The following is a 21,340-nucleotide window of genomic DNA, read 5'->3' on the forward strand; positions in this document are numbered from 1 at the left end:
GGTGAAGTGGGCCCGCGCATTGTAACGTGAGCGAGATCAAAGAGACAGTCCAACCACCTAAAAAAATGTTGAATCTATGTTGCAAAATGCACATTTATTCAGTCGGCAGCCACGCTTTTCGTCGCCAGCCAGCGCCGCAACGCCTCCATGGTCTCCTCGAACACCGCGGTCAGGGTCGCCGGATCACCACCCCCCGCCTCCAGCTCGGCGCAGTGCGTCGCAAGCTCGCTCAAGCCCAGCGCCAGGGCGCTGCCCTTGAGCTTGTGGGCCCATTGTCGCCGCGCCTCTCCGGGCTCGCTCGCTACCAGTGCCGCCACCAGCTCGGCGCCCTGCGACTCGAACAGCGCGACCAGCTGGCGGATGCGCGGCAGGCCCAGCATGGGCAGATCCGCCTCCAGCATCGCATTGCCCGCAGCCGGTCGTGACGCCGTCGCCTCAGTGCCAGCCTGAGCGATCGAGGCGTCTTCCTCCTTGCACTGACGCGCGATGGCGCCGGCCAGGGCCGCCAGCCGCACCGGCTTGCCGACAAAATCGGCGAAGCCGGCCGCCAGGCAGTGGCGGATATCCTCGGGGTACATCTGGGCCGAGACGGCGATGGCGGGCAGCGCCCGGCCATGGACCTCCTCGCTGATGGCGGCGAGATCTTCCCGCAGGCTGATGCCGTCCATGTCCGGCAGGTTGATGTCGAGCAGCGCCAGATCGAATGCCCGTTCGGTCACCAGCGCCAGCGCGCTGCGACCGTCCTCCGCCAGGGTAACGCCGTGGCCGAGGCGCGCCAGCATGCCTTGCGCCACCAGCCGGTTGATCTCGTTGTCCTCCACCAGCAGGATCTCCCGTGGCCGGCAGAGGTGGAAGGGCTGCGGCTCCGTTGGCAGGAGCGCGGCCGAACGTTGCAGGGGCAGGCTGAAGCTGAAGCGGCATCCCTCCCCCGGCTCGCTGGACAGTAGCAACTCGCCCCCCATGGCGCTCACCAGCTTCTGGCTGATGGCAAGGCCAAGCCCGGTGCCACCCTGATGGCCGAGATCCCGCTTGCGCTGGCGAAACGCCTCGAACACCAGTTGCTGCTCATCGTCCGGGATGCCGGGGCCGGTATCCTGCACCACGAACTCGATGCAGGGCTCGGCGCAGGGGCCATCGCACGCCAGCGGCATCAGCGACAGGCTGATGCGCCCCTGCCGGGTGAACTTGACGGCGTTGCCGAGCAGGTTGGCGAGCACCTGGCGCAGCTTGCCCATGTCCCCCTCCACCACGGGGGGCAGGGTGTCGGCACAGGCCAGCTCGAGGCGCAGCCCCTTGGCCTCGGCCCTTGGCCGAAACAGGGTGCAGAGCTCGTCCGCCAGCTGGTGCAGCGGGAAGGGCTCGCGGCGAGCCTCCACGTGGCCTGCCTCTATCTTGGAGTAGTCGAGAATGTCGTTGAGGATCTCGAGCAGGGATTCACCGCTGTGGCCGATGGCGGCCAGATAGCGCTGCTGCTCCCCATTGAGCCGGGTATCTTCCAGCAGACTGAGTCCCCCGAGGATGCCGTTCATGGGGGTACGGATCTCGTGGCTCATGGTGGCGAGGAAGACCGACTTGGCCCGGTTGGCCTGCTCCGCCTCGGCGCGGGCCAGTCGCTGCTTCTCCACCTCTTCGTTGAGGCGCAGGTTCGCATGGCTGAGCTGGCCGGTGCGCTCCTCCACCCTGGACTCCAGCTCCCGCTGATAGCGACCGAGCTCGATGGCGTTGTCGCGAAACACCTGCAGGGCCCGGCCGAGCTCGGCCAGCTCGTCCTGCCCCTGTGCCCTTGAGGGCAAGGGCGCCAGATCCCCCCGCGCCAGCCGGCTCATCCCCTCCACCGCGTGTTGCAGCGGCCAGACGATACGACCGTAGACAATGCGCCACATCAGCAGGATCAATAGGCCAAGGGTGAGCAGGCCGATCAGCACCAGGGCCCGCTCCACCAGTTGCAGCCGCTCCCGCAGCGCCTGCTGGCTCTGGCCGAGGGCGTCGCGCGCCCCCGTCACCAGGCTGTCGACCTGCTGGTTGAGGCTCGCCATCATGACCTCGTTGGCCGAGGCCAACACCCGCAGCGCCTCCCCCTTGCCGAGCCAGTCACTGCGCAGTTGCACCAGCTTGTCGCTCTGCCCGAGCAGCGCCAGCGCCTGCTCCACCGACGCCCGGCGACCGGGATCCGTCACGGCGCCAGCCCGCAGTTGCAAGATGGCCAGGGCCTTGCGGCTCTCCTGTTGCAACCGCTGCAAGGCGGGTTGTTGCTCGCTGCGCCAGATCTCCTCGATGCGTTGCTGCTGCATCAGGGTGCGGTGACGCAGTTCCGTCATCTGCTCAAGCCAGTCGAGATCCTGCTCCAGCAGGCGATCGAGCACCCCATGGGCGGGGACTCCCTGCAACCCATAGAGGGATCCCATGCCCGCCACCATCACGGTCTCGGCGTTTTCCATCTGGCTGCGGGCCAGCTCCGCCACCTGGCCGGCGGCGCCCACCAGCCTAGTGCGCAGCGCACTGCCTTCGGCCATCAGCCCCAGCCGCTCCCCCACCAGCCAGCCCTGCTGCCCCAGGTTGCCGATGATGGTCTGGCTGAGTCGATGGAGCTGTGCCAGATCCCCCTCGGTGCCGAGCCTGTCCAGCACCTGTTGCATCTGCTGCCCCTGCAGGGTCAGCAGGCGTCCCTGATGCGCACGCTCGGCCTCGCTGCTCGCCATGGCCAGCAGGTGGGACGAGTTCTGGATCTCGCCGCCAAGGCGCGCAAGGGTGCGGGCGCTCTCCTGGCTCGCCAGGGTCTGCTGCACTCCCTGCTCCAGCTGGCGCAGGCGGTTGAGCCCGACCCAGCCCAGCAGGGAGGCGCTCAGGGTCAGCAGTGCCATCAGGGAGAAGGCCAACAGCAACTTGCCGCCAAGGCCGGAAAACATTCGCACGGGGGATCCCTTGGTTGTGATCGGTTTTGTCCGGATAATAGGGCCTCACACTTTAACAAAACCCTCTGCCATGCGAAGCCTCTCTCTGTGCATTCTGCTCGCGCTGCTCGCCCGTCCCGCCTTCGCCTTCGAGGTGGAGCACTGGCCGGACGGGGCCTTCACCGGCCAGCCCACGCGGCTGGCCTGGGCGGAGCCTGCGCCCCTCGCCAAGCCCTTGACCCTGTGTGCACTCTACCCCCATCTGCGGGATGCCTACTGGCTGTCGGTCAATCAGGGCATGGTGGAGGAGGCCAGGCGGCTGGGCGCCCGGGTGCGGATCCACGAGGCGGGGGGCTACGGAGCCCTGGCCGAGCAGCGCAAGCAGCTGCGCCAATGCGCCGACGAGGGGAGTGACGCCATACTGCTCGGCGCGGTCAGCTATGAGGGCCTGGCCGAGGCCATCAGGCAGAGCCCCCTGCCGGTGTTCGGTCTGGTCAACGATCTCGCCCCGGGGCTTGCCATCGCCCAGGTTGGCGTGCCCTGGCAACAGATGGGCTGGCGCATCGGCCACTGGCTGGCTGAGCGCCATCCGGCGGGCAGCCCGCCCGTCTCGGTCGCCCTCTTTCCGGGCCCCGACTCCGGCGGCGGCACCCCCTTCGTCGAGTCCGGCTTCCTTGATGCCATCCGTGGCAGCGCCATCCGGCTCGTCACCACGATGCGCGGCGACAACAGCCGCGAGATCCAGCGCACCCTGGTGCAGCAGACCCTGAGCCGCCATCCCGACCTCGACTATCTGGTGGGGGGCGCCATCGCCGCCGAAGTGGCGGTCAACGAGCTGGCCCAGCATCATGCCGGGCATCCCAGGGTGCTCTCCATCTACTTCAGTCACGGGGTCCAGCGCGGCCTGCTGCGCGGCAAGATCCTCACCGCCAACAGCGATCAGATGCGCGAGCAGGGACGTCTCTCGGTGGCTCAGGCGGTCTGTCTGCTCAGGCAGCCGGATGCCAGCGAGGCGCAGTGCCCACGGGTCATGGGGCCTCCCATCCTGACCCTGACAGCCCCCCTGAGCGCGCCGGAACACTCGCTGTCGGATGGGAATTTTCGTCCCGTCTACCGGGTCGGCCTGGACCAGGCAAGCCCCTAGACCAAAACCCGAAGCGGATCACAATCCCCCCTTGGCGGTTCTTGTAACATATTCATTCGAATAGCATTTAAGTCTGGAACCGCACAGGGCAAACGGGGAGAGTCGTGATGGAGCATCTGCTGACCTTTATCATTCTGGTGGTCTTCTTTCTGTTTTACTGGATCTACTACAGCCATCAGCGCAAGTGCGTCCCCGCTACCCCCTGGGAGGAGGTGCCCACCCGGGCCCAGTACCTGAGTGCCCACCCGGAGGCGGTGGACGGCAAGATAGTGTTCTGCCGCCACTGCGGTCACCACAAACTGCTGGAGGTCGGTCTGGTGCATCTGGCAGACTTTCGGCGCGAATGGGCCTGTGCCAAGTGCAAGCGGGTACTGTTTCGTGCCGAGGATGACCACTAGACCCAAACACCCGCGAGGAAGAGAGATGAAGATGTTACACGCGAGCTGCCTGTGCGGCGCCGTCAAGCTACGCCTGCCGGACAGCTTCGACTACATGGGCAACTGCCATTGCGGCGAGTGCCGCAAATTTTCCGGCTCGGATTACGCCTCGGTGGGTGGGCTGGACGGGGACAAGGTCGAAGTGGTGAAGGGCAGCGACGCCATCGCCCGCTTCCAGAAATCGGAGGAGACCAGCCTCGCCTTCTGCCGCCACTGCGGCTCCAGTCTGTTCAGCCAGAAGCGCAGCAGCGGCAAGATCAACCTGCGCCTCGGGGTGCTGGACGAGGCGCCGAGCCAGCAGCCCGGCTTTCACATCTTCGTCGGCTCCAAGGCGCCCTGGCACCGGATAGGGGACGACTGCCCGCAGTTTGAGACCCGACCACCGGCCTGATGGCAGAACAACCCACCACTTACTGCAAAATTACTTATTAAATAATTCACAAAACGCACTAAAAGCAGCCAGATTCACTGCCTACGGGGCGATCTGACCGGCGAACAGGTAACCCTCGCCGTGGACGGTGACAAACAGCTGGGGATCCCGCGGCTCCTCCTCCAGCTTGCCCCTTAACCGGCGGATCAGCACGTCTATGGTGCGATCGCTCGGCCCGTCCCCGCGATGGGTCACCAGTGAGAGGATCCGCTCCCGGCTGAGCACCCGGCCCGCATGGGCGACGAACACCACCAGCACCTCGTATTCCGCCTTGGTGAGGCGCACCGGCACCCCGTCCTTGCTGAGCTGACGGCGGGGAATGTCGAAGCGCCAGGGGCCGAAGCAGACCGCATCGTCATCGGGCTCGCGCACCTCCGAAACCGGGGCCGCCAGGGAGATGCGCCACAGCAGGTTCTTGACCCGCACCAGCAATTCCCTGAGCTCAAACGGCTTGGTGACATAGTCATCGGCCCCCATCTCCAGCCCCACTATTTTGTCCACCGCATCGCTGCGGCCGGTGACCAGAATGATGCCGACCGTGCTGCGAGCCCGCAGCTCGCGGGTCAGCAGCAGGCCGTCTTCCCCGGGCAGGTTGATGTCCAGCATCACCAGGGCGATGTCCTGCTCCGCCAGGGCGGCCCGCATCCCCTGCCCGTCTTCCACCGCCGTCACCCGATACCCTTCCCGCTCGAAATAGCCGGTCAGCTTCTCGCGGGTCACGACGTCATCTTCGACGACCAGTATGTGGTGGCGCATGGCAGGGCTCGCAGCAGGGAAAGAGGGGAGTATTCTATTCACATTTTTTCATAAATACCCCTAATTCATTAATTTTTACCGGCAACCCTGTTCACAGCCGCTCCCTATCATGGCTCACATCAAAAAAGCGATCTGAGAGACCTTCCATGAAAAAACTGTGGCACTTCCTGCGCACACCCAGCCGCCGCTGGTCGGTGCTGGCGCTGATCCTGGTCGGGGTCGGCGTGACCCTGGCCGGCTCCGTCGGCCTGCATTACGGCTTCGAGAAGACCAGCTCCCTGGAATTCTGTGTCTCCTGCCACTCCATGGAGAGCACCGTCTACCAGGAGTACAAGGAGTCCATTCACTACAAGAACGCCTCCGGGGTGCAGGCGGTCTGTACCGACTGCCACCAGCCCAAGGACTTCGTCGGCAAGGTGGCCCGCAAGATGGAGGCCGCCAACGACCTCTATCAGGAGTACATAGGCCACAGCATCGACACCCAGGAGAAGTTTGAGGACAGGCGCCTGCACCTGGCGGAGAAGGTCTGGGCCCGCATGAGCAGCCAGAACTCCAAGACCTGCAAGTCCTGCCACAGCTACGACAACATGGATCACGCCAGGCAGTCCCCCGCCGCCGCCCTGGCCATGCAGGACGCCGCCGCCAAGAACATGAACTGCATCGAGTGCCACAAGGGCATAGCCCACGAGCTGCCGAACATGGCAGGGGGCTTTCGCGCCACCTTCGCCAGCCTCAAAGAGGCAGCCCAGGAAGCCCCCGCCGCCGAGACCCTCTACACCCTGGCCGAGAAGGATCTCTACGCCGATGAGCAGAGCACCGAGGCCGTCGGCAAGCTGCTGCCCGCCTCCCGCATTCAGGTGCTGGCCCGCAGCGGCGATCGCCTGCAAGTGGTCGTTGAGGGCTGGCGCGAGCGGGACGGCAAGGGCCGGGTGCTGAGCGAATACATGGGCAAGCGGGTCTTCGTGGCCACCCTGCGCGATGAGCTCAAGGCCGGCGAGCAAGTGCTCAAGCAACAGATGGATGAAGCCACCCAGATCCCCTGGGAGCAGGTACGGGTCCAGGCCTGGGTCGATGGCAAGGGACTTGAGTCCTCGTTACAGCCCATCTGGGACTATGCCGGCGAGATGTACAAGTCCACCTGCAACTCCTGCCACGCGGCGCCGAACCCGGCGCACTTCACCGCCAACGGCTGGATCTCCGGGCTCAAGGCGATGTCCGCCTACTACCGCCTGAGCAAGGAAGAGGAGCGCACCCTGCTCAAATACCTGCAGAACCACGCCGCCGATACCGGCGGCCAGGGTAGCCACTAAGGATTCGAAAGAGGAATAACATCATGATCAACATTTCCCGCCGTGGTTTCCTGGGTGGCCTGCTGGCCAGCGGTGCCTCTGCTCTGATCGGCCCCTCCCTGCTCGGCCGCGCCGTCATGGCCGCCGAGTCCGGCAACAAGCTGGTGCAATCGGGCTCCCACTGGGGCGCCTTCCGCGCCCGGGTGGTGGACGGCCGCTGGGTCGAGACCCTGCCGTTCGAGCACGACAAGCACCCGACCGAGATGCTCAAGGGGCTGGCCGAGGTGGTCTACAACCCCTCCCGCATCCGCTACCCCATGGTGCGCCTGGACTGGCTGCGCAAGGGGCACCAGTCCGACACCAGCGAGCGCGGCCAGAACCGCTTCGTGCGGGTGAGCTGGTCCCAGGCCCTGGACTTCTTCTATCACGAGCTGGAGCGGGTGCAGAAGACCCATGGCCCGAGCGCCCTCTACGCGGGTCACTCCGGCTGGCAGTCGGTGGGCAAGCTGCACTCCGCCGGCGCCATGCTGGGCCGCGCCATGAACCTGCATGGCACTTATCTCGCCAAGGCCGGTGACTACTCCACCGGCGCCGCCCAGGTGATCCTGCCCCACGTGGCGGGGGCCATGGAGGTGTACGAGCAGCAGACCTCCTGGCCGCTGCTGCTGGAGCACAGCAAGACCATCGTCATCTGGGGCTCCGATCCCATCAAGAACCTGCAGGTGGGCTGGCTGGTGCCGGATCACAGCGTCTATGACTACTGGGCACAGCTCAAAGAGAAGGTGGCCAAGGGGGAGATCCGGGTCATCAGCGTCGATCCGGTCAAGTCCAAGACCCAGAAATACCTGGGCTGCGAGCAGGTCACCCTGAACCCGCAGACCGACGTGCCCCTGATGCTGGCCATCGCCCACACCCTCTACAGCGAGCAGCTGCACGACGCCAAGTTCCTGAAGAACTACACCACCGGCTTTGACAAGTTCCTGCCCTACCTGCTCGGCGAGAGCGACGGTCAGGTGAAGGACGCCGACTGGGCGGCCAGGCTGTGTGGCGTGCCCGCCGATACCATTCGCGAGCTGGCCCGTACCATGGCCAGCGGCCGTACCCAACTCATCGGCGGCTGGTGCGTGCAACGCATGCACCACGGCGAGCAATACGCCTGGATGCTGGTAGTGCTGGCCTCCATGCTGGGCCAGATCGGCCTGCCCGGCGGCGGCTATGGCTTTGGCTGGCACTACAATGGCGCCGGCACCATCACCTCCAGCGGCCCCATCATGTCCGGTTTCAGCTCCGTCATCCCCGGCGTCAAACCCATTCATGACGGCGACTGGAAGGGCTACTCCAAGTTCATCCCGGTGGCCCGCTTCGTCGACTGTATCCTCAATCCAGGCAAGACCATCGCCTTCAACGGCCAGACCATCATCTATCCAGAGATGAAGATGGCGGTGTTCTGCGGCAACAACCCCTTCCACCATCAGCAGGATCGCAACAAGATGGTGGCGGCCTGGCGCAAGCTGGAAACCGTGGTGAGCGTGGATCACCAGTGGACCGCGAGCTGCCGCTTCGCGGACATAGTGCTGCCGGCCACGACGACCTATGAGAGAGACGATATAGAGCAGTGGGGCTCCCACTCCAACGCCGGCATCCTGGCCATGCGCAAGGTGGTGGAGCCGCTGTTCGAGGCGCGCGATGACTACGACATCTTCGCCGACCTCTGCCGCCGCTTCGACCGCGAGGCCGAGTTCACCGGTGGCAAGAGCAAGCTGGAGTGGATCCAGAGCATCTATGACGACGCCCGCCTGCAGGGCCGTGGCATCGGCATCCGTCTGCCCCGCTTCAGCCAGTTCTGGCAGGGTGAGGGCTTCGTCACCTTCCCCGCCGGCCAGCCCTGGGTGCGCCACGAGTCGTTCCGTCAGGAGCCGGATCTGGAGCCGCTGGGCACCCCGTCCGGCCTCATCGAGATCTTCTCCCAGACCATCGCGAACTACGGCTATGCGGATTGCCCCGGCCATCCGGTCTGGATCGAACCATTCGAGCGCTCCCACGGCGGCCCGGGCAGCCAGCAGTACCCGCTGCACCTGCAGTCCTGCCACCCGGACAAGCGGCTGCACAGCCAGCTCTGCTCCTCGGATGCTTACCGCGCCACCTACACGGTGCAGGGGCGTGAGCCCGTCTACATGAGCCCCCAGGATGCCAAGGCGCGGGGCCTCAAGGACGGGGAGCTAGTGCGGGTGTTCAACGGTCGCGGTCAGGTGCTGGCGGGGCTGGTGATCTCTGATGACTATGCCCCCGGCGTGGTACGGATCCAGGAGGGGGCCTGGTACGGTCCGCTGGAAGGGGGCAAGGTGGGTACCCTCTGCACCTATGGTGACCCCAATGTGCTGACCGCGGACATCGGCTCCTCCAGTCTGGCCCAGGCCACCACGGCCCACACCACCCTGGTGGAGATCGAGAGATTCCAGGGCCAGGTACCGGCGGTCACCGCCTTTGGCACGCCGGGATCGGCGGTCGGCATCGACCCCATGTTCCCGGCACTGTGAGCGGGGCTGGCCAAAACAGCCCCTTGAGTTTCCTTTATTTTTAAAGTCGTTAGAATCGGGGGCCATCCAGGCTCCCGATTGTCATCCACGGAGGAAAAATGCAGGAATTTATGGCTACCAGCGAACGCAGGGCCGAACTTTACTGGTGGTTTTCCACCCTGTTTGCCACCGAACTCAGCGATGCGCAGATCGCCGAGTATGACAGCTACGATGTGCGCAGCTTCCTGAAAAGTCTCTCCACGCTGGATCCCATGCGTGAGGCAGTAGCCGAGCTCAACGACGCCATCGCTCGCCTGCTGGTGCGTCCGGATCGCCAACTGGAGCTGGCTGCCGATTTCGCCGGCCTGTTCCTGGTCGATCCCAAGCAGGGCGCCCTGCCTTACGAATCCCTCTATCGCGGGGAGGCCAAGCTGCTGATGCAGGCCCCCATGGCCGAGATGCAGGAACGTCTCAAGCGCCTTGGCATCGATGTGAGCGACAAGTTCAAGGAGCCCGCCGATCACCTGGCCATCGAGCTGGATCTGATGGGCAATCTCATCATCCGCGCCGCCGAGGCCACCACCGCGGATGAGCGGGCGCAATGGCTGCAGGAGCAGGAAGAATTGCTGCACCAGCATCTGCTGGGTTGGTTCGAGCGCTTCGAGCAGGCGTGCCGCCAGGCCGACAAGTTCGGTTTCTACGGCGCCAGCGCCCGTCTGCTGGGGGTCTTCCTGCACATGGATGCCAACTACCTCAGCCTGGTCAAACCGGCGCAAGCCGCCGACTGATCCGATGAAAACGGCCCTGCTGTTTATCAACCGCCAGCTGTCGATGCCATGAAAACAGCCTTGCAGCTCATCACTTGTCGGCTGTCGATGCCATGAAGACAGCCTTGTTGCTCATCAACTACCGGCTGTCGATGCCATGAAGACAGCCTTGTTGCTCATCAACTACCGGCTGTCGATGCCATGAAGACAGCCTTGTTGCTCATCATCTGCCGGCTGTCGATGCCATGAAGACAGCCTTGCTGTTGATCGTCTGCTGGCTGCTCACCTTTATTCCGATGGAACAGGGCCTGCTCCCCCTGGCGGCCCTGTTGTTCAACCCGGACAGGGAACTCTACGGTGCAGCTCAGCTCACCGGTTTCGCCGGCATCTTGCTGACTCTCTACCTCGCCAACCTCGTGGTGGAGGTGGTGCTGCGCCGCCGCTTCCAGATAGCCGGCATGCTGGCCTTGCTGGTGGCATGGATAGATTTCATCCACAGCAGCGGCAGCGATGCCCACTGGCTGCTGCTGATGGCCTTCGCCCTGCCTTTTCTCGTGCTGGCCATGCTGGTACTGGTGCGCGGCCTGCAGGCCTTCGGTCGCCAGAAAGGCTGACCCCCTTCATCCCGATCTCGCGCCACTCTCTGGCTAGCTCCCACTTATGGTTCAGTGTCACGTCCAGATGACAACGACCGCAATTGAGCCGCCGCCATGGCGCGAAAAAGGGAGCCTATGGCTCCCTCTCACTTGTCAGCGACCTTGCCCCCATCTGCTGCCATCATTCCCTTCGTCGCTATCCAAAAGTCTAATTGCCCTCGGGCACCAAAGGTATAAGTTGTTACTCAAACATGACAGAAATGTATTCACAGGAGTGAGAGATGAGCGAGCACAAGGTCTACCCGGTCAAGGCCCACATCGGCAGCGGCGCCCTGCTGGACAAGGAAGGTTATGAGGCCATGTACCAGGCATCGGTACAGGATCCGGACGCCTTCTGGGGTGAGCAGGGCAAGATCCTCGACTGGATGAAGCCCTACACCAAGGTCAAGAACACCTCCTACGATCCGGGCCACGTCTCCATCAAATGGTATGAGGACGGCCTGCTCAACGTCTCGGCCAACTGTCTGGATCGCCATCTGCACGAGCGCGGTGACAAGGTCGCCATCATCTGGGAAGGGGACAACCCCGCCGAGGATCGCAAGCTGACCTATCGCGAGCTGCATACCGAGGTGTGCAAGTTTGCCAACGTGCTCAAGGCGCAAGGGGTCAAACGCGGCGACATGGTCTGCCTCTACATGCCCATGGTGCCGGAAGCCGCCGTTGCCATGCTGGCCTGTACCCGCATCGGTGCCGTGCACAGCATCGTCTTCGGTGGTTTCTCACCGGAAGCCCTGGCCGGGCGCATCATAGACTCGGGCTCCTCGGTCGTCATCACCGCCGATGAAGGGCTGCGCGGCGGTCGCCCCATCCCCCTCAAGAAGAACGTGGACGAAGCGCTCACCAACCCGGAGACCCGGGTCAGCAAGGTGATAGTGCTCAAGCGCACCGGTGGTCAGGTAGCCTGGCACAACCATCGCGATATCTGGTGGCACGACGCCGTCGCCGCCGCCAGTCCGGATTGCCCGGCCGAGGCCATGGGCGCCGAGGATCCGCTGTTCGTGCTCTACACCTCCGGCTCCACCGGCAAGCCCAAAGGCGTGTTGCACACCACCGGCGGCTACCTGGTCTACGCCGCCCTCACCTTCAAGTACGTGTTCGACTACCACGAGGAGGACATCTACTGGTGTACCGCCGACGTGGGTTGGGTCACCGGCCACTCCTATCTGGTCTACGGGCCGCTCGCCAACGGTGCTACCACACTCATGTTCGAAGGGGTGCCGAACTACCCGGCCACCAACCGCATGAGCCAGGTGGTGGACAAACACCAGGTCAGCATCCTCTACACGGCGCCGACCGCGATCCGCGCCCTGATGGCCAAGGGCCGCGACGCCATCGAAGGCACCTCTCGCCAAAGCCTGCGCATCATGGGATCCGTGGGTGAACCCATCAACCCGGAAGCCTGGGAGTGGTACTACCGCACCATAGGTGACGAACGCTGCCCCATCGTCGACACCTGGTGGCAGACCGAGACCGGCGGCATCCTCATCAGCCCCCTGCCCGGCGTCACCGCACTGAAACCGGGTTCGGCTACCCGTCCCTTCTTCGGGGTGCAGCCGGCGCTGGTGGACAATCTGGGCGAGCCGCTGGAGGGCGCCACCGAGGGCAACCTGGTGATCACCGACTCCTGGCCGGGCCAGATGCGCACCGTGTTCGGCGATCACGAGCGCTTCGAGCAGACCTACTTCTCCACCTTCCCGGGCCGCTACTTCACCGGCGACGGTGCTCGTCGCGACCAGGACGGTGACTACTGGATCACCGGCCGAGTCGATGATGTACTGAACGTCTCCGGCCATCGCATGGGCACCGCCGAGATCGAATCGGCCCTGGTCGCCCATCCCAAGATCGCCGAGGCGGCGGTGGTGGGCGTGCCCCACGAGATCAAGGGTCAGGGCATTTACGCCTATGTCACCCTGATCGCCGGGGAAGAACCGAGCCGCGAGCTGCACAAAGAGGTGAAGGAGTGGGTGCGCAAGGAGATAGGCGCCATCGCCACCCCGGACGTGATCCACTGGGCCGAGGGGCTGCCCAAGACCCGCTCCGGCAAGATCATGCGCCGGATCTTGCGCAAGATTGCCACCGGCGAGACCGACAGCCTGGGGGATATCTCCACCCTGGCGGATCCGGGCGTCGTGGACAAGCTCATCCGCGAGAAGTCAGAGGCGGCTTGATCCCCGTCCCGACGCCCCACAAAGCCGGCCTTGCGCCGGCTTTGTCGTCTTCGCCGTCCGCGTTTCAGCTACCGGCCTAAAAAGCTCAATAAACGACCAGATGTAGAGATTAGACCAGTAAAATGCTGCTAATTTTCACGAAATCAATATAATTGCGAAATCTGTGTGCCAGGGCACACCGAATTGCGCAGAAAATGGCTAGATTTCTGGTAGTCCACAGATTGCTGATAGATAGCAGCATTATCATCGAGGATGCACTCAATATGTCGCAACATCACCGAATTCTCCTGCTCAACGGTCCCAACCTGAATCTGCTGGGCAAGCGGGAGCCGGGAATCTACGGCAGCAAGACACTCGATGAGATCGTCGCCGATCTGCAGCAAAGTGCCGGCGAACTTGGCGCCACCCTGGAACACCTGCAATCCAACGCCGAACATGAGTTGGTCGGCCGTATTCATCAGGCCATGGGCCAGGTGGATTTTATCATCATCAACCCGGCAGCCTTCACCCATACCAGCGTCGCCCTGCGCGATGCACTGCTGGGTGTGGCCATCCCCTTCATCGAGGTTCACCTGTCAAACGTCCATGCCAGGGAACCCTTCCGCCATCACTCCTATCTGTCTGATGTCGCCAAGGGGGTGATCTGCGGGCTGGGTGCCGATGGCTACCAATTCGCTTTAACCGCAGCCGTGCATCAATTGCGCGCGGCTTGATAATCACTGATCAGATAAAGAAGAAAGAGAATGCTAATGGATATCCGCAAAATCAAGAAGCTGATTGAACTGGTTGAAGAGTCCGGCATCGCCGAGCTGGAAATCTCCGAAGGGGAAGAGTCCGTTCGCATCAGCCGCAATTTCTCCGGCCAGGTTAGCGTTGCACCGCAGATGATGATGCAGCAGGCTCCGGTTCAGCAGGTTGCCGCCCCGGTTGCCGGTGCTGCCCCTGCCGCCGCCCCTGCGGCTGCCGACACCACTCCGAGCGGCCATCTGATGCGCTCCCCCATGGTCGGCTCCTTCTACCGCTCCTCCAGCCCGGAAGCCAAGGCCTTCGTGGAAGTCGGTCAGCACGTCAATGTCGGCGATACCCTGTGCATCGTCGAAGCCATGAAAATGATGAACCAAATCGAGTCTGACAAGGCCGGTGTGATCAAAGCGATCCTGGTTGAAAATGGTCAGGCCGTCGAATTCGACGAGCCGCTGTTCATCATCGAATAAGGGAAAACGCCACCCATGTTGGACAAAGTAGTCATCGCCAACCGAGGTGAAATTGCCCTGCGGATCCTGCGCGCCTGCAAAGAGCTCGGGATCAAGACAGTGGCCGTTCACTCCACCGCCGATCGGGAGCTCAAGCATGTGCTCCTGGCCGACGAAACCATCTGCATCGGCAAACCCGCCAGCGGTGAGTCCTACCTCAACGTGCCGGCCATCATCGCCGCCGCCGAGGTGACGGGTGCCGTCGCCATCCACCCGGGTTACGGCTTCCTCTCCGAGAACGCCGACTTTGCCGAAGTGGTCGAGAAATCCGGCTTCATCTTCATAGGCCCGCGCGCCGAGACCATTCGCCTGATGGGTGACAAGGTCTCCGCCATCGAGGCGATGAAGAAGGCAGGCGTACCCTGCGTGCCCGGCTCCGACGGTCCGGTGGACAGCGATGCCAAGCGCAACGCCACCATCGCCAAGCGGATCGGCTACCCCGTGATCATCAAGGCCGCCGGTGGCGGTGGTGGTCGTGGCATGCGCGTGGTGCGCAACGAGGCCGAGCTGGCCGCCGCCATCGCCCTGACCAAATCCGAAGCAGGCCAGTTCTTCAAGAACGACATGGTCTACATGGAGAAGTACCTCGAGAACCCGCGCCACATCGAGATCCAGGTGCTGGCAGACGGTCAGGGTACCGCCCTCTATCTGGGTGAGCGGGACTGCTCCATGCAGCGTCGCCACCAGAAGGTCGTAGAAGAAGCGCCGGCACCCGGCATCACCGAAGAGATGCGCAAGTTCATCGGTGAGCGCTGCGTGCGTGCCTGTCTCGAGATCGGCTACCGCGGTGCGGGCACCTTCGAGTTCCTGTACGAGAACGGCGAGTTCTACTTCATCGAGATGAACACCCGGATCCAGGTCGAGCACCCGGTCACCGAGATGGTCACTGGTGTGGATCTGATCAAGGAGCAGCTGCGCATCGCCGCCGGCCAGCCCCTGTCGATCACCCAGCAGGACATCCGCATCCGTGGCCATGCCATCGAATGCCGGATCAATGCCGAGGATCCGGCCACCTTCATGCCCTCTCCCGGCCTCATCCAGCGCTTCCATGCGCCGGGTGGTCTGGGGGTGCGTTGGGAGTCCCACATCTATGCCGGCTATAAAGTGCCGCCATACTACGACTCCATGATCGGCAAGCTGATCTGTTACGGTGAGAACCGCGACATCGCCATCGCCCGCATGCGTCACTCCCTCGACGAGCTGGTGGTAGAAGGGATCAAGACCAACATCGCCCTGCAAAAAGAGATCATGAAGGACGAAAACTTCCAGCACGGTGGCACCAACATCCACTATCTGCACAAGAAGTTGGGTCTGTAAGAGGCTCTCAGCAAGAGAATCTCGGGTCCAGACAGGATCTGCAATTGAAAAAGGGCCATGGCGACATGGCCCTTTTTTGTTATCCTTGCGCCCCTCAAAAATGGTTGGAGGCCAAGGTGAACCGTTTCGCACTCGCCCGTCGGGAAGCAGCCCTCTGCCTGCTGCTGACCCTGCTCTATTTCGTTGCCTGGTATGGCACCGCTTATTTCATCCCGGAAGAGCTGGAACTCTGGGACATGCCGCTCTGGTTCCTGCTCAGCTGCATCCTGATGCCACTGCTGTTTATCGGCCTCTGCGCGCTCATGGTGGATCGCCTCTTTGTCGACATCCCCCTCGATACCGAGGAGCCCTTCGTCGAGCCAATTCAGGCCAACGGCACCCAGGGATCTGTTCACGCTTTCCACGAGTCCTCATCCCATAGCGAGGAGTCTCGCCGCCATGAATCTTGAGTTGATGCTACCGCTTATCGTCTACCTGGTGCTGGTGCTGGGGGTCGGCTTCTGGGCCAGCCGCCATCGCAGCAACGGGGACTTCGTGCAGGAGTACTTCATCGGCAACCGCAGCATGGGTGGCCTGGTGCTGGCCATGACGCTGGTGGCCACCTACACCTCGGCCTCCTCCTTCATCGGTGGGCCGGGCGCAGCCTACAAGATTGGCCTCGGCTGGGTGCTGCTGGCGATGATCCAGCTGCCCACCGTCTGGCTCACCCTGGGGGTGCTTGGCAAGAAGTTCGCCATCATCGCCCGCCGGGTCAACGCGGTGACCATCAACGACATGCTGTGGGCCCGCTATCGCAGCAAGTGGGTGGTGGTGCTGGGATCCGTGACCATCATCCTCGCCTTCATCGCGACCATGGTGGTGCAGTTCATCGGCGGGGCCCGCCTGCTAGAGACCGCCACTGGCCTCAGTTATCAGCAGGGCCTGCTGCTATTTGCCAGCTGCGTACTACTTTATACCGTCATCGGCGGCTTTCGCGCCGTGGTCATGACCGATGCGCTGCAGGGGATCATCATGCTGATCGGTACCGGCGCCCTGCTGGCCGGGATCCTGGTGGCCGGCGACGGCCTGCCGAACCTCATCCATCAGCTCAAGGTGATCGACCCCAAGCTGGTCAGCCCGCAGGGGGCCGGCGACATGCTGACCCAGCCCTTCATGCTGAGCTTCTGGATCCTGGTCTGTGTCGGGGTGGTGGGGCTGCCCCACTCGGCCCTGCGCTGCTTCGGCTACCGGGACAGCAAGGCGTTGCACAGAGGCATCCTCATCGGCACCGTGGTCAGCGCCCTGCTGATGTTCGGCATGCATTTGGCCGGCGCCCTGGGGCGCGCCATCCTGCCCGGCATGGACAGCCCGGACAAGATCATGCCGTCCCTGATGATGGAGGTGCTACCACCCTGGCTGGCGGGGGTCTTCCTGGCGGCGCCCATGGCGGCCATCATGTCCACCATCGACTCCCAGCTGATCCAGGCCTCGGCGACCCTGGTGAAGGATCTCTACCTCAACTATCTCAGTCCTAAACAGGAGCAGCAGGAGAAGCTGGAGGTGCGGGTGCCGCGCCTCTCCCTGCTCTGCACCCTGATCCTGGGCACCCTGGTGCTGCTGGCGGCGTTGCAGCCCCCCGAGATGATCATCTGGCTCAACTTGCTCGCCTTCGGGGGCCTGCAGGCAGTGTTCCTCTGGCCGCTGGTACTCGGCCTCTACTGGTCGCGGGCCAACGGCCCCGGGGCACTGGCCAGCATGGTCTCGGGCATTGTCTGCTACGGGGTCCTGAGTCAGTGGGGGATCCAGCTGGCCGGCCTGCACGCCATAGTGCCGAGCCTGGGGCTGGGGCTGGTGGCCTTCGTGCTGGTGAGCCTGCTGACCCCGCCTCCGGATCAGGCCGTTCGCCGATTATTTGATCAGAAATAATAAAGAGCGCAATAAAGGGATCTTCCCTATCCCAAAATGGGTGCCTTGCGGTTAAACTGTGCGCCACGTCACAAAAAGTTCCGCGATCATGCCCGTTCAGAACGCCAGAAAGATCCTGACCCAGTCCCTGCAACGGCTCGGCTATGCCCTGCTGCTGCCGGTCTCCATCCTGCCGCTGGCCGCCCTGCTCTATCGGCTCGGCCAGCCGGATGTGCTGGATCTGGCGGTGCTCTCCCTCGCCGGGCAGGCCCTGTTCAGCCAGATGCCGCTCATCTACGCGGTGGCCATCGCCTTCGGGCTGAGCCGGCAGGGACAAGGGGCACAGGCCCTGGCCGGGGCGGTCAACTTTCTGTTGCTGAGCTCGGCGCTGGGCACCCTCTGTCCCGGCCTGCATGCGGACATGATCTGCGGTCTGCTGGCGGGGCTGACCACGGCGCTGGTCTGCTCCTGGGCGCGCAGCCTGTCCCTCCCCGGCTGGCTGAGGGCGCTGCCGGAAGAGATCCCCGCCCTGCTGCTCTCGGCCCTGGCCTGCATGCTGCTGGTCATCCCGCTGGCGCTGATCTGGCCACTGCTGGAGCAGGGCATCAGCCTGATCGCCTCCGACCTGCTCACCACCCCCTTCGGCGCCTTCTGCTACGGCGTACTGAACCGACTGCTGATCCCTCTCGGTTTGCACCAGGTGCTGGGCAGCCTCGTCGGCCTGGGCGAGAGCAACCTGCAGGCGCTGGCCGCCGCCCAGCCGCTGCACGAAGGCTATGTGGCGGGACTCTATCCCGTCATCATGTTCGGTCTGCCGGGGGCCTGCTTCGCCATCTGGCTCCATCGTCAGCGCATGCACCGACTGCCACAAGGGGGCCTGCTGCTCACCTTGGCCCTCACCTCGGCGCTGGTGGGGATCACCGAACCCATCGAGTTCCTGTTTGCCTTCACCGCCCCCTGGCTGTTTCTGGCCCACGCCCTGCTGACCGGGCTGTCGCTCGCCATCTGCAGCGGGCTGGGGATCAAGGTGGGCACCTACTTCTCCGCCGGGCTGCTGGATCTGGTGCTGAGCTACTCCACCGGCGAGCACAGCTTCTGGCTCATCCCCCTCGGCATCCTGTTCTTCGTCGCCTACGCCCTGCTGTTCTCCCAACTGCTGGAACACGCGCCCCTCAGCCTGCCGAGCAGGCCCCTCGCCGAGGTGCTGCCACGGCTGGCGAGCGTGGCCCCCACCGATCCGCAGATGCTGGCGATCCAGTACCTCAAGGTGCTGGGGGGCATGGACAATCTGCAGGCAATGAGCGTCTGCCTGACCCGCCTCAGCCTGCGGGTGCGTGACATGGCGCTGGTGGATCAACTTCGTCTGACGAGCCTGGGTTGCCTCTCCTGGATAGCCCTGAACGAGCATCAGCTGGTGCTGGTGCTGGGCCCCAATGCCGGCTTGGTCGAGGGGCAGCTGCGCATGCTGGCCGATCGCCAGTCGGTCCCGCTCGGCTTCGAGCCCAACAAGGCCACCCTCAGCTTCTGACGACTCAGGCGAAGGGCAGGCGGTCGGCGACAAAGTCCATCAGCGAACGCAGGGCGGGGGCCAGGTGCTCCCGGCTCGGGTAGATGAGGTAAAACGGATTGGGCGGTATGGGGTGGTTCGGCAGCACCTTCTGCAGCCCCCCCCCGATCAGATCCTCCTGACAGACATGATCCGGCAACAGCGCTATGCCGCCACCGTTGAGGGCCAGCTCCCGCAGCGCCAGCAGGCTGTTGCTGATGCAGGCTCCCCGTGGGCGCCAGCCCCCCTCCTGCAGTGGCCACACCGGCAGCGCCGAATGTACCAGACAGGCGTGCCGTCCCAGCTCGCTCAGTTGCTGAGGCTCGCCATGCCGGCCCAGATAATCCGGCGCCGCCACCAGATGGCGCGCCACCTGGCCGATGCGCCGGCAGATGAGGCTGGAGTCTTTCAGCGGCGCCGCCCGCAGCGCCAGATCGTAACCCTCCCCCACCAGATCCAGCTGCTCGTCACTCAGGGTCAGCTCCAGCACCACCTCGGGATAGAGGGCACGAAACTCAGCCAAGATCTTGCCGAGCAGCAGGGTGCCGGTGGCCTCGGGGGCGGTGACCCTCACCCGGCCGGCCGGGGCTGTGCGCAGCCTGGCCATGGCCAGGTTGGCGCTGCGGGCCAGGGTCAGCAACCCCCGACAATGCTCCACATAGAGCTCCCCCTGCGGGGTCAGGCTGAGCCGGCGGGTGGTGCGCTGCAACAGGCGCACCCCCAGCTGGGATTCGAGGCGCGAGATCTTTTGGCTCACCGAGGACTTGGGCATGCCGAGCACCTCGGCAGCCCCGGTGAAGCTGCCCTGCTCCACTACGGTGGCGAACAGCCCCATCAACTCCAGTTCGACATTGTTCATATATGCAAACAGTCTTTACCAATTACCCATCTTAATCGGAATAATTAACCAGACTAGACTCTCTGGCAATCCCACTCATCCCGATTTGAAAGGAATTGCCATGAAAGCCATCGCCCTCACCCATTATCTGCCCAGCGATCACCCCCACTGCTTCATCGAGGCCGAGATCCCCACCCCGACCCCGGGCCCGCGGGATCTGCTGGTGCGGGTCAATGCCACCTCCATCAACCCGGTCGACACCAAGGTGCGCGCCCCCAAGGCCAAGGTGGAGCCGAGCCCCCGCGTGTTGGGGTGGGATGCGGTGGGGGAGGTCGTCGCCGTGGGCAGCGAGGTGACCCTGTTCAAGGCCGGCGACAGAGTCTGGTATGCCGGTGACATCAGCCGTCCCGGCAGCAACAGCGCCCTGCAGCTGGTGGACGAACGCATCACCGCCCTGGCCCCCACCAACTTAAGCGATCTCGAGGCCGCCGCCCTGCCCCTCACCGCCATCACCGCCTGGGAGGCGCTGTTCGATCGCATCGGCCTTCACCCTGAGAGCGAGGGCCGACTGCTCATCATCGGCGGCGCCGGCGGCGTCGGCTCCATCGCCATCCAGCTGGCTCGCCAACTCACCAGGATGGAGGTGATCGCCACCGCCTCACGGCCGGAGACCCGTGACTGGTGCCTGGCCATGGGCGCCCACCAGGTGGTGAGTCATCACAACCTGCAGGCGGAGCTGGCGGGGCTTGGCATCAGCCAGCTCGACGCCATCTTCTGCACCAACGCCACCGAGCAGCACTGGAGCGCCATGGCGAACCTCATTCGTCCGTTCGGCCACATCTGCACCATCGCCGAGTCCAACGAGCCCTGGGATCTCGGCCTGCTTAAGCCCAAGAGCGCCACCTTCAGCCAGGAGTTCATGTTCACCCGCTCCCTGTTCCAGACCCCGGACATGATAGAGCAGCACCATCTGCTCGGCCGGGTCGCCGCGCTGCTGGATGACGGCACGCTCAAGACCACGCTCACCAGGACGCTCCCCGCGCTGACACCGATGAGCCTGGCGCAGGCCCATCGCGAGGTAGAGGCCGGCAACATGGTCGGCAAGCTGGTGATCGACATGAGTGGCTTTGCGGACTAATACCTTAGGGGTAAAAAATGCACCATCATGGGGTGAACTCACCAGCGGCAGGCCCCAAGAGTGCACAGCGTCATCGGGAATAAGTGGCCATCAGCCGGCATCATCCCGGAAAACCGATAAAAAGAGGCCATCCCGCCGGGATGGCCCTGAATACCTGAACGTTGGGATAACAATCACACACATATCCTTATGCAGGACAGAGTTGCTTTTGCAGCTTGCGTGCCAGACTCCGCTTTTCCCCTAAAAATTCTCCACGCACCCCACTATTTTTTCTCGCCCATAAAAAAAGCCACCCTAAGGTGGCTGAAAA

The 21,340-nt window shown here is 63.8% G+C and carries 17 protein-coding genes and 1 pseudogene; 15 read left to right on the plus strand and 3 right to left on the minus strand.

The window, feature by feature from the left end:
* Window positions 1–98: 98 nt before the first annotated feature.
* Window positions 99–2,912 carry a TMAO reductase system sensor histidine kinase/response regulator TorS gene (gene torS / locus LG30_RS0119685; RefSeq protein ID WP_033132393.1) on the minus strand — a complete coding sequence of 938 codons (2,814 nt, stop codon included), beginning with the start codon at window positions 2,910–2,912 and terminating at the stop codon, window positions 99–101.
* A gap of 70 nt (window positions 2,913–2,982) precedes the next feature.
* On the opposite strand from torS, the gene torT reads away from it, so the two are divergent.
* From torT to LG30_RS0119700, 3 genes are all read left to right on the plus strand, one after another.
* Window positions 2,983–4,035: a TMAO reductase system periplasmic protein TorT gene (gene torT / locus LG30_RS0119690; protein ID WP_033132394.1), complete on the plus strand. Its 1,053-nt coding sequence runs from the start codon at window positions 2,983–2,985 to the stop codon at window positions 4,033–4,035.
* 107 nt (window positions 4,036–4,142) lie between these two features.
* Window positions 4,143–4,433 carry a hypothetical protein gene (locus LG30_RS0119695; protein ID WP_081966260.1) on the plus strand — a complete coding sequence of 97 codons (291 nt, stop codon included), beginning with the start codon at window positions 4,143–4,145 and terminating at the stop codon, window positions 4,431–4,433.
* A gap of 25 nt (window positions 4,434–4,458) precedes the next feature.
* A complete protein-coding gene (locus LG30_RS0119700; RefSeq protein ID WP_033132396.1) occupies window positions 4,459–4,863 on the plus strand; it encodes a GFA family protein in 405 nt (134 codons plus the stop codon).
* Window positions 4,864–4,944: 81 nt separating this feature from the next.
* Here the strand turns inward: LG30_RS0119700 and torR are convergent, their stop codons facing one another.
* Window positions 4,945–5,658, minus strand: coding sequence for a two-component system response regulator TorR (gene torR / locus LG30_RS0119705; protein WP_033132397.1), 714 nt, complete (start codon window positions 5,656–5,658; stop codon window positions 4,945–4,947).
* 146 nt (window positions 5,659–5,804) lie between these two features.
* Here torR and torC point away from each other — a divergent pair, with 146 nt between their 5' ends.
* From torC to LG30_RS0119760, 11 genes and pseudogenes are all read left to right on the plus strand, one after another.
* On the plus strand, window positions 5,805–6,968 hold the full coding sequence (torC, locus tag LG30_RS0119710; RefSeq protein WP_033132398.1) for a pentaheme c-type cytochrome TorC: 1,164 nt from the start codon (window positions 5,805–5,807) through the stop codon (window positions 6,966–6,968).
* 23 nt (window positions 6,969–6,991) lie between these two features.
* Window positions 6,992–9,484: a trimethylamine-N-oxide reductase TorA gene (torA, locus tag LG30_RS0119715; protein WP_033132399.1), complete on the plus strand. Its 2,493-nt coding sequence runs from the start codon at window positions 6,992–6,994 to the stop codon at window positions 9,482–9,484.
* Between the two features lie 98 nt (window positions 9,485–9,582).
* Complete coding sequence (gene torD, locus LG30_RS0119720) at window positions 9,583–10,251, plus strand: molecular chaperone TorD (RefSeq protein WP_033132400.1); 669 nt, start codon at window positions 9,583–9,585, stop codon at window positions 10,249–10,251.
* A gap of 224 nt (window positions 10,252–10,475) precedes the next feature.
* The gene (locus tag LG30_RS0119725) at window positions 10,476–10,844 is read left to right on the plus strand and encodes a hypothetical protein (RefSeq protein WP_033132401.1); all 369 of its coding nucleotides are present in this window, start codon (window positions 10,476–10,478) and stop codon (window positions 10,842–10,844) included.
* Between the two features lie 263 nt (window positions 10,845–11,107).
* Complete coding sequence (gene acs, locus LG30_RS0119730) at window positions 11,108–13,054, plus strand: acetate--CoA ligase (RefSeq protein WP_033132402.1); 1,947 nt, start codon at window positions 11,108–11,110, stop codon at window positions 13,052–13,054.
* 263 nt (window positions 13,055–13,317) lie between these two features.
* Window positions 13,318–13,767 (plus strand): type II 3-dehydroquinate dehydratase, encoded by a 450-nt coding sequence (gene aroQ / locus LG30_RS0119735; protein WP_033132428.1) that lies wholly within the window; start codon window positions 13,318–13,320, stop codon window positions 13,765–13,767.
* 36 nt (window positions 13,768–13,803) lie between these two features.
* A complete protein-coding gene (accB, locus tag LG30_RS0119740; protein WP_033132403.1) occupies window positions 13,804–14,268 on the plus strand; it encodes an acetyl-CoA carboxylase biotin carboxyl carrier protein in 465 nt (154 codons plus the stop codon).
* A 15-nt stretch (window positions 14,269–14,283) separates the two neighbouring features.
* On the plus strand, window positions 14,284–15,624 hold the full coding sequence (gene accC / locus LG30_RS0119745) for an acetyl-CoA carboxylase biotin carboxylase subunit (RefSeq protein ID WP_033132404.1): 1,341 nt from the start codon (window positions 14,284–14,286) through the stop codon (window positions 15,622–15,624).
* Between the two features lie 116 nt (window positions 15,625–15,740).
* Window positions 15,741–15,968, plus strand: a pseudogene (locus LG30_RS0119750) (DUF997 family protein); the annotation flags it as partial.
* A 94-nt stretch (window positions 15,969–16,062) separates the two neighbouring features.
* Window positions 16,063–17,529 (plus strand): sodium/pantothenate symporter, encoded by a 1,467-nt coding sequence (gene panF, locus LG30_RS0119755; protein WP_033132405.1) that lies wholly within the window; start codon window positions 16,063–16,065, stop codon window positions 17,527–17,529.
* Window positions 17,530–17,617: 88 nt separating this feature from the next.
* Window positions 17,618–19,036: a PTS transporter subunit EIIC gene (locus tag LG30_RS0119760; protein WP_033132406.1), complete on the plus strand. Its 1,419-nt coding sequence runs from the start codon at window positions 17,618–17,620 to the stop codon at window positions 19,034–19,036.
* A 4-nt stretch (window positions 19,037–19,040) separates the two neighbouring features.
* Here the strand turns inward: LG30_RS0119760 and LG30_RS0119765 are convergent, their stop codons facing one another.
* Window positions 19,041–19,913: a LysR family transcriptional regulator gene (locus LG30_RS0119765; RefSeq protein ID WP_033132407.1), complete on the minus strand. Its 873-nt coding sequence runs from the start codon at window positions 19,911–19,913 to the stop codon at window positions 19,041–19,043.
* A gap of 100 nt (window positions 19,914–20,013) precedes the next feature.
* Here LG30_RS0119765 and LG30_RS0119770 point away from each other — a divergent pair, with 100 nt between their 5' ends.
* The gene (locus LG30_RS0119770; protein WP_033132408.1) at window positions 20,014–21,030 is read left to right on the plus strand and encodes a zinc-binding alcohol dehydrogenase family protein; all 1,017 of its coding nucleotides are present in this window, start codon (window positions 20,014–20,016) and stop codon (window positions 21,028–21,030) included.
* The last annotated feature ends 310 nt before the right edge of the window (window positions 21,031–21,340 follow it).

The sequence above is a fragment of the Aeromonas aquatica genome, assembly GCF_000764655.1.
Classification (GTDB): Bacteria; Pseudomonadota; Gammaproteobacteria; order Enterobacterales; family Aeromonadaceae; genus Aeromonas; species Aeromonas aquatica.